Origin of the sequence: Actinomadura sp. KC216 (genome assembly GCF_004348535.1) — a bacterium.
GTDB lineage: Bacteria > Actinomycetota > Actinomycetes > Streptosporangiales > Streptosporangiaceae > Spirillospora.
Genome location: NZ_SMJX01000028.1, coordinates 38,802 through 45,892 on the forward strand (window position 1 = coordinate 38,802; position 7,091 = coordinate 45,892).

7 protein-coding genes are annotated in these 7,091 nt (G+C 73.4%); 1 reads left to right on the top strand and 6 read right to left on the bottom strand.

All coding sequences use genetic code 11. From position 1 onward, the window contains the following. Nucleotide 1: 1 nt before the first annotated feature. The 6 genes from E1264_RS07685 to E1264_RS07710 all read right to left on the bottom strand — a co-directional run bounded on the left by E1264_RS07685 (nucleotide 2) and on the right by E1264_RS07710 (nucleotide 6,154). Nucleotides 2-1,558, bottom strand: coding sequence for an amidase (locus E1264_RS07685; protein ID WP_207935777.1), 1,557 nt, complete (start codon nucleotides 1,556-1,558; stop codon nucleotides 2-4). Beyond that, nucleotides 1,555-1,755 carry a hypothetical protein gene (locus tag E1264_RS07690; protein ID WP_132171035.1) on the bottom strand — a complete coding sequence of 67 codons (201 nt, stop codon included), beginning with the start codon at nucleotides 1,753-1,755 and terminating at the stop codon, nucleotides 1,555-1,557. Before E1264_RS07690 ends, E1264_RS07685 begins: the two co-directional genes overlap by 4 nt. Next, a complete protein-coding gene (locus E1264_RS07695; RefSeq protein WP_165964057.1) occupies nucleotides 1,752-2,699 on the bottom strand; it encodes a TauD/TfdA family dioxygenase in 948 nt (315 codons plus the stop codon). Before E1264_RS07695 ends, E1264_RS07690 begins: the two co-directional genes overlap by 4 nt. After that, complete coding sequence (locus tag E1264_RS07700) at nucleotides 2,696-3,706, bottom strand: TauD/TfdA family dioxygenase (RefSeq protein WP_132171039.1); 1,011 nt, start codon at nucleotides 3,704-3,706, stop codon at nucleotides 2,696-2,698. The genes E1264_RS07695 and E1264_RS07700 overlap by 4 nt, the downstream gene beginning before the upstream one ends. A gap of 119 nt (nucleotides 3,707-3,825) precedes the next feature. Next, the gene (locus tag E1264_RS07705) at nucleotides 3,826-4,989 is read right to left on the bottom strand and encodes an acyl-CoA dehydrogenase family protein (protein ID WP_132171041.1); all 1,164 of its coding nucleotides are present in this window, start codon (nucleotides 4,987-4,989) and stop codon (nucleotides 3,826-3,828) included. Next, nucleotides 4,982-6,154, bottom strand: a complete 1,173-nt coding sequence (locus E1264_RS07710; RefSeq protein WP_132171043.1) for a CoA transferase — start codon at nucleotides 6,152-6,154, stop codon at nucleotides 4,982-4,984. Before E1264_RS07710 ends, E1264_RS07705 begins: the two co-directional genes overlap by 8 nt. 228 nt (nucleotides 6,155-6,382) lie before the next feature. Here E1264_RS07710 and E1264_RS07715 point away from each other — a divergent pair. Then, nucleotides 6,383-7,091, top strand: a 709-nt coding sequence (locus E1264_RS07715) for a helix-turn-helix domain-containing protein (RefSeq protein ID WP_165964058.1), incomplete at its 3' end; no start/stop codon positions are given.

Genomic DNA, 7,091 nt, shown 5'->3' on the forward strand with positions numbered 1-7,091 from the left:
GTCATCCTGCTCCTTCTTGTGGGGTGGGCGAAGACCCTGTGAACCCCCGGTGTGCACCCCTTTGGTGAGCGGCGTTCCGGTGCACGTCCTTCTGGTGAGCGGCGTCCTGGTGAGCGGTGTCCGGGCTGGCGGCGTCCGGGCGGGCGATGCCGTCGCGTGCGGCGGGCGGCACCCTCAGATGCCAGTCGGTGCGGCGCTGGTAGGCGTCGGCGACGCGCAGCACCGTGCTCTCGGCGAACGGCCGCCCGACCACCTGGAACGACAGCGGCAGCCCCGCCTCGGTGAACCCGCACGGAACGGCGGCCGCCGGCAGGCCGGAGGCGTTCCACGGGCCGTGGAAGCCCGGCCGGAACAGCGCCGCGGCCAGGTCCGCCGACGCGATCGGCGCGGCGGCCGTGAACGACACCGGCGTGAGGAGCACGTCGACCTTCGCGAAGACGTCCGCCAGGCCCCGCCGGAACAGCGCCCGGACCCGCTGCGCCTGGACGTAGTCGGCGCCGGTGAAGAACGCCGCCCGCGCGAGCAGCTCGCGGGTCGTCCTCCCGTAGTCGTCCCACCTGCCGGCCAGGTTCTTCCGGTGGTAGGCGAACGCCTCCGAAAGGAACGTGATGTTGTTGGCGTCGTTCGCCTCCTGCGCGTGCGGCACGACGACGTAGGTGAGCGTCGCGCCGGTCCCCGCCAGCTCGTCCGCCGCGCGCAGCACGGCGGTGCGGACCTCGCCGTCCAGCAGCGGCGAGTCCAGGAAGTACCGGGTCGGCACGCCGACGCGCAGCCCCTCGACCCCGCCGTCGCGCGCGCCTTCGGCGTAGCGGTCGGGCGGGAGCGGCGAGGAGTACGGGTCGCCGGGGTCGTGGCCGGCGACCGCGTCGAGGATCAGCGCGCAGTCGTAGGCGCTGCGGGCCATCGGGCCGACGGTGTCGAGGGTGAACGCGCACGGGACGACGCCGTTCTTCGGCACCCGCCCGAAGGTGACCTTCAGCCCGGTGCAGCCGTTAGCCCCGGCGGGGCCGCGCACCGAGCCGCCGGTGTCGGTGCCCAGCCCGCCGAGGGCGAGCCCCGCGCTGACCGCGATCGCCGTTCCCGAGCTGGAGCCCATCGGCGTGTGCTCGGCGTTCCATGGGTTGCGCGGGAACGGGAAGCGGGTGGTGCTGTCGGGCAGGCCGCACGCGAACTCGTTCGTCGTGGACTTCCCGAGCAGGACGCTCCCCGCCTCCCGCAGGCGCGCCACCGCCGGTGCGTCGACGCCGCCGCCCCAGCCGGGGGCGAGGACCTCGCTGTTGGCACGCGTCGGCGCGTCCCGGGTGGCGATGAGGTCCTTGACCACCAGCGGGACGCCCTGGAGCGGCGACCTGTCGCGTCCGCGCGCGAAGTCGGCGTCGGCGCCGGCCGCCGCGGCGAGCGCCTCGTCCTCGGTGACGGTGACGTAGGCGCCGAGCGCGGGGTCGAGCCGGGCGATGCGGTCGAGCACCGTCCGGGTCAGGGCCGTCGAGGTCAGGGCGCCGGTGCGCAGGGCCGCGGCGGCGTCCTCGATGGTGAGCGGCAGGGCCTGGGTCGTCATGGGCGTGCGCCTTCGCCTGGTAGCGCGGGGGTCCGCGTCATGGCGACGGGGTCGACCGGCGGGTCGTCGCGCAGGTCGAGGGCCGACAGCGCGCCGGCCTTCGCGCGCAGCGCGTCGTAACCGGCGGCGAGCCGGACGATCTCCTCCTCGGAGAGCGACAACCCGGCCGCGCGCAGCGCGGACTCCGCGGCCCTCATGACAGCCCGGCCCGCCATCGCCGGAGCGCCGGGACGAGCGGGCGCCCCTCCGCGCCCCGGCTGATCCACAGGCGGTGCAGGCGGCGCTGGTGGTCCGGGTCGGACGGGTCGTCCACGAACCCGGTCCGGGAGTGGATCACCGCGTGGTTGTTGACGAACTCCATGTCGCCCGCCCGCAGGTCCACATGGACCGCGGTCCCCGGGCGCCGCAGCAGCGAGTCCAGGTACATCAGGCAGGTCATCTCCTCGGCGCCGAGCCGCGGGACGTCCTCGAACCGCATCGCGCTGACGATCCGCCTGGTCGCGAGCGAGCAGGTCAGCACGCCGCCCGCGGAGGAGAAGATCGGCCGCGGGCTCCAGCCGGGCTCGCCGTCCGGCTGCTCGCCCTCCCAGTCGGTGGCGTACTCCCGGTAGACCAGGTCGAGCCACTCCGGATGCTCGCGGACCAGCGCGTTGTAGACCGTCGCGGCGCTGGCCACCACCCGCGCGCCGCCGCTCCTCGCGGGCGCCAGGCAGAGGTAGCTCACCACGTCGGTGGGATCGGTGTGGAACGGCGCGCCGGCCTTGCTGGCGTAGGTCCCGCCGCGCTGGGCGGGGTGGTGGGCGTCCTCAAGGACGCGCACCAGATCGCCGTCCCGGTTCTGCGGGACGATCTCGCCGAGGCCCTGGGCGACCGTCCAGTGGATCCTTGACGCCTGCTCGGGCGTGCACCGCGTCCCCACCGGCAGGCCGCGCAGGACGGCGTAGCCGATCCCGTTCTCCAGCCGCTCCACCAGCTCGGCGATCAGGTCGGCAGGGGCGGCGGCCCGGTCGAGCGCGTCCTGGTCGAGCGCGTCCAGGTCGGCGTCGGTGAGATGCCGGACGTACGGCTCGCCGGACTCGAGATCGTCGGCCGTCCACACGCCCGGGCCCGTCACCGGCCGGTTCGGTATCTCGGCGCTCATGCCGACCTCGCCCATTCCAGGCGGGAGATGCCGCTGCGCCAGTAGTGGTACTCGGGGCACACGACCCGTCCGGTGTCGGGGCGGCTGACCCACAGCCGCAGCAGGTGCCGCTGGAACGCCGGGTCGTCGGGGTCGTCCACGAAGCCGGTCCGGCTGTGCACGGTCACGAAGTTGTTGACGAACTGGATGTCGCCGGCCTCCAGCGTCATGTCCAGCGCGACCCCCGGCCGGGTCGGGATCTCGTCGAGGAACAGCAGGCACGCCACCTCGCGGGCGCCGAGGCGCGGGACGTCCGGGAACCGGGTCGCGCTGAGGATCCGGCCGGTGCGGTACGCCGCCGACAGCAGCCCGTCCACGTAGGAGTAGAGCCGGGAGTAGTACCAGCCGGGGCTGCCGGGCGGCTCCTCGCTGACCCAGTCGGTCGGGAACCGCTTGTAGAGGACGTCGAGCCACTCGGGGTGCTCGTCCAGGACGATGTTGTAGAGCGCCATCGCGCTGGCGACCAGGCTGATCCCTCCGCTGCGCGCCGGGCGCAGGCACATCAGCCCGACGATGTCGGTCTGGTCGGTGTGGAACGCGGCGGCCGAGGCGGTCGCGTACCCGCGCGCGTTGTGGCCCTTGGCGCCGAGGTTCCGGATGTGCCCGATCAGCTCGCCCCTGCGGTTCTGCGGCACCAGTTCGCCCAGGTGCAGGCCGATCGCCCAGTAGATCTTGGCGGCCTCCTCGACGCTGTAGCGGTCGTGGATCGGCAGGCCGCGCAGCAGGACGAAACCGGTGCCGCGCTCAAGCTCGTCCAGGACGTCGCGGACCTTCTCCGAGAACGACGGCAGCGGGAAGTCGCGCTTGGTCAGCTCCTGCGCGGACTTCTCCCGGACGCCGGCCAGCGCCCGGTCGAACTCCTGGAGGTCGTCCTCGGTGAACCTCCGGGCGTAGGAGTCCTCGGCACCGATGTCGGCCGCCGTCCAGACGCTCCGTCCGGTCACCGGCTCTCTCAGAATCTCAACCATCGCAGAACTCCGAACAGGGACGATTGGTGATCACGCCGAGCCGCCCGCGAGAGGACGCACGGTGGGGGCGGCCGTCTCGCGCACGGCCTGGACCGGTGTGGGCTTGTGGCCGTACCGGGCTAGACAACGGTTCCGTTCTCGTCGTGGAGCCGGGCGAGGAGCTTCGCGATGGTGAGCAGCTGGATCTGCGAGGTCCCCTCGTAGATCCGGAAGATCCGGCAGTCCCGGTAGAGACGCTCGATCTCGCTCTCCTTCACGTAGCCGTAGCCGCCGTGGACCTGGAGTGCCCTGTCCACGGCCTTGAAGCAGTTCTCGCTGGCCACGTACTTCGCGATCGACCCGGCCCGCCGGACGTCCCGGCCCTGGTCGCGCAGCGCCGCCGCGTGGTAGGCGTGCAGGCGCCCTGACTGGACGAGCGCGTCGATCTCGGCGAGCAGCAGCTGGATCGCCTGCAGCTCGCGGATCGGCCGGCCGAACTGGACCCGGGTCGACGCGTACCCGGTCGCGAGGTCCAGCGCGCGCATGGCGACGCCGCCGGCCAGCGCGGCCACGTCGATGCGCGCGCTGTTGAGCACCTCCAGCGCGATGCGCCCGCCCCCGCCGGGCTCGCCGAGCACGGCGCCCCGCTCGACCCGGACGCCGTCGAAGGAGACCTCGTACGCGTGCTCGCCGCGGATGCCGAGCTTCTCGATGGGTGCGGAGAAGCCGAGACCGTCCGCGCTGGAGGCGACGAGGAACGCGGTGATGCCCTTGAACCCCGCGCCGGGTTCGGTCATGGCGAACACGACGATCTCGTCCGACTCCCGCGCGTTGCTGGTGAAGGTCTTGTTGCCGGACAGGGTCCAGCCGTCCGGCCCGGCGGTGGCGCGGGTCCGGATGCGGCTGATGTCGGAGCCCGCGTCCGGCTCGGTCAGAGCGAAGGCGACGCGGAGAGACCCGGCGGCGAGGCCCGGCAGGTACCGCTTGCGCTGCTCGGACGAGCCGAACTGGCGCAGGGTCTCCATGCCGAGGTAGTGGCCGGCGAACACCGACCCCAGGGACGCGTCGGCGTAGGCGACCTCCTCCATCGCGAGGACCTGGGTCACCATGTCCAGGCCCAGGCCGCCGAACTCCTCGGGGATCGTGATGCCCATGAGCCCCATCCCGGCGAGCCGGGTCACCAGCTCGGCCGGGTACTCGGCCTCGGCGTCGCGCCGCGCCGCGCCGGGCATCACCTCCTTGCGGCAGAACGCCCGCAGGGTGTCGCGGAACTCCCGCCGCTGATCGTCGAGCAGGTCAAACATCGGTTCCCTCCCGTCCGGCGCCGGTGCGCACCGGTTCGTCCAGCCAGCCGGCGATCAGGTCGTCGTGCTGGCCCAGCGCGGGCGCCGGGAGGGTGTCCGCGCGCGAGCCGGCGATCCGGAAGCCGCTGCCCAGCGTCGGGAAGCCGTCCGCCTCGGTGCGCACCATGCCGCGGGCCTCGGCCTGCGGGTGGCGCAGGGACTCGCGGACGTCGAGCACCGGCCCGCAGGGGACGCCGGCGTCCGACAGCGCGGCGATCGCGTCGTCGCGGGTCATGCCGACGAGCGCCGCCTCCAGCTCCTTGCGCAGCTCGTGGCGGTTCCGGCCGCGGTCGGCGTCGGTGCCGAAGCGGGCGTCGCCGGTCCACTCGGGATGGCCGAGCGCGGTGGCGAGGCTCGCGAAGAGGGTGTCGTTGGCCACCGCGATGGCGATCGGCTCGTCGCGCGTGGCGAAGGTGCCGAACGGCGCGCTGATCGCGTGGTGGCTGCCGGTCGGCTCGACCGGCTCGTCGGTGAGCAGCGCGCGCATCGCGACGGACTCCAGGATGGACAGCAGCCCGTCGAGCATGGCCACGTCGACGTACTGGCCCCGTCCGCTCCGCGCCCGCTCGTGCAGCGCCGCCAGGACGGCGGTCACGGCGTACATGCCGGGCACGATGTCGCCGATGCTGACGCCCACCCGCGCCGCCGGGCCGCCGTCCGGGCCGGTCACCGACATCAGCCCCGACGCCGCCTGCACGATCAGGTCGTAGGCGGGCCGGTCGGCCAGCGGCCCGGTGCGGCCGTAGCCGCTGATGGCGACCGCCACCAGCCGCGGGTTGAGCTCCAGCAGCCGTGCGGGCGGGAAGCCGAGCCGGTCGAGGACCCCGGGCCGGAAGTTCTCGACGAGCACGTCCGCCCGCTTGATCAGCTCGGTGAACGTCCGGCGGCCCGCGTCGGACTTCAGGTCCAGCACGATGCCGAGCTTGTTCCGGTTGAGCAGCCGGTGGTAGCTGCTGACGCCGTCGTAGAAGGGCCCGAAACGGCGCCCGTCGTCGCCGGACGGCGGCTCGATCTTGATGACCTCGGCGCCGAGGTCGGCGAGGATCCGCCCGCACAGCGGGGCCGACAGCACGCGCCCGAGATCGAGGACCCGGATGCCGCCGAGTGCGGCCACCTGCTCACGCACCGCGCCTCCCCGCCTTGACGGAACGTTCCAGGCGAGGCCGCCGAGCCCTGCCCGCCCCGGCCGGGAACGCGACCCGGAGGTCGCTGTGCGGCGGTGCTCCGGCGCTGGACAGCTCGGCTCTCATCTGCAACCCTGTCATCTAGTAAAAATCGAAGGTCACTAGATGAAAGCATAGGTCCGGGGACCTGGCAAGACTCGCTCCCGGAACGACCACGGAGGACAGACAGGGTGTCGACAGGCAACGGTCCAGCGCCGACGCGCACGGTGGAGCGGGCTCTCACGCTGCTGGTGGAGGTCGCCACCAACGACGGCCTCGGCCTGGTGGACCTCGCGCGACGGGTCAACCTGTCGCCCGCGACCGCGTCCCGGCTGCTGCGCACGCTGGAGGCGACCGAGTTCGTGCGGCGGGACGAGGACGGCGCGTACCACGGCGCGAGCCGGCTGATCCAGGTGGCGGTGACGTTCATGGGCAGCGTCCCGCTGTACCGGCTCGCCGAACCGCACCTCGCCGCCCTGCGCGACGAGGCGGGCGAGAGCGCCTACCTGGGCGTCGCCGGCCCGCAGAACACGGTGCTGTACGCGCGCATGGCCGAGAGCGGCAAGTCGATCCGGCACAGCGGCTGGCTCGGCAGGACCGTGCCCGTCGAGGGCACCGCGATCGGCGCAGCGCTGCGCGGCCACTGCGGCGACCTCGGCTACGTCACCGCGAGCCACGCGCTGGAGGACGGCGTCACGGCCATCGCCGGAACCGTGCGCTGGGCGGACGGCAGCGTCGCGGCCGCGATCAGCGTCGTCGGCCCGACGTTCCGGATCCCGGACGCGCAGGTGCAGAAGATCGGGAGGCTGGTCGCCGCGCGCGCCCAGGCGATGTCCCGGGAACTCGGCACGCCGGACTTCGCCACCGACGCGGCGTCCGACCCGCCCGGCCCATCTGGCT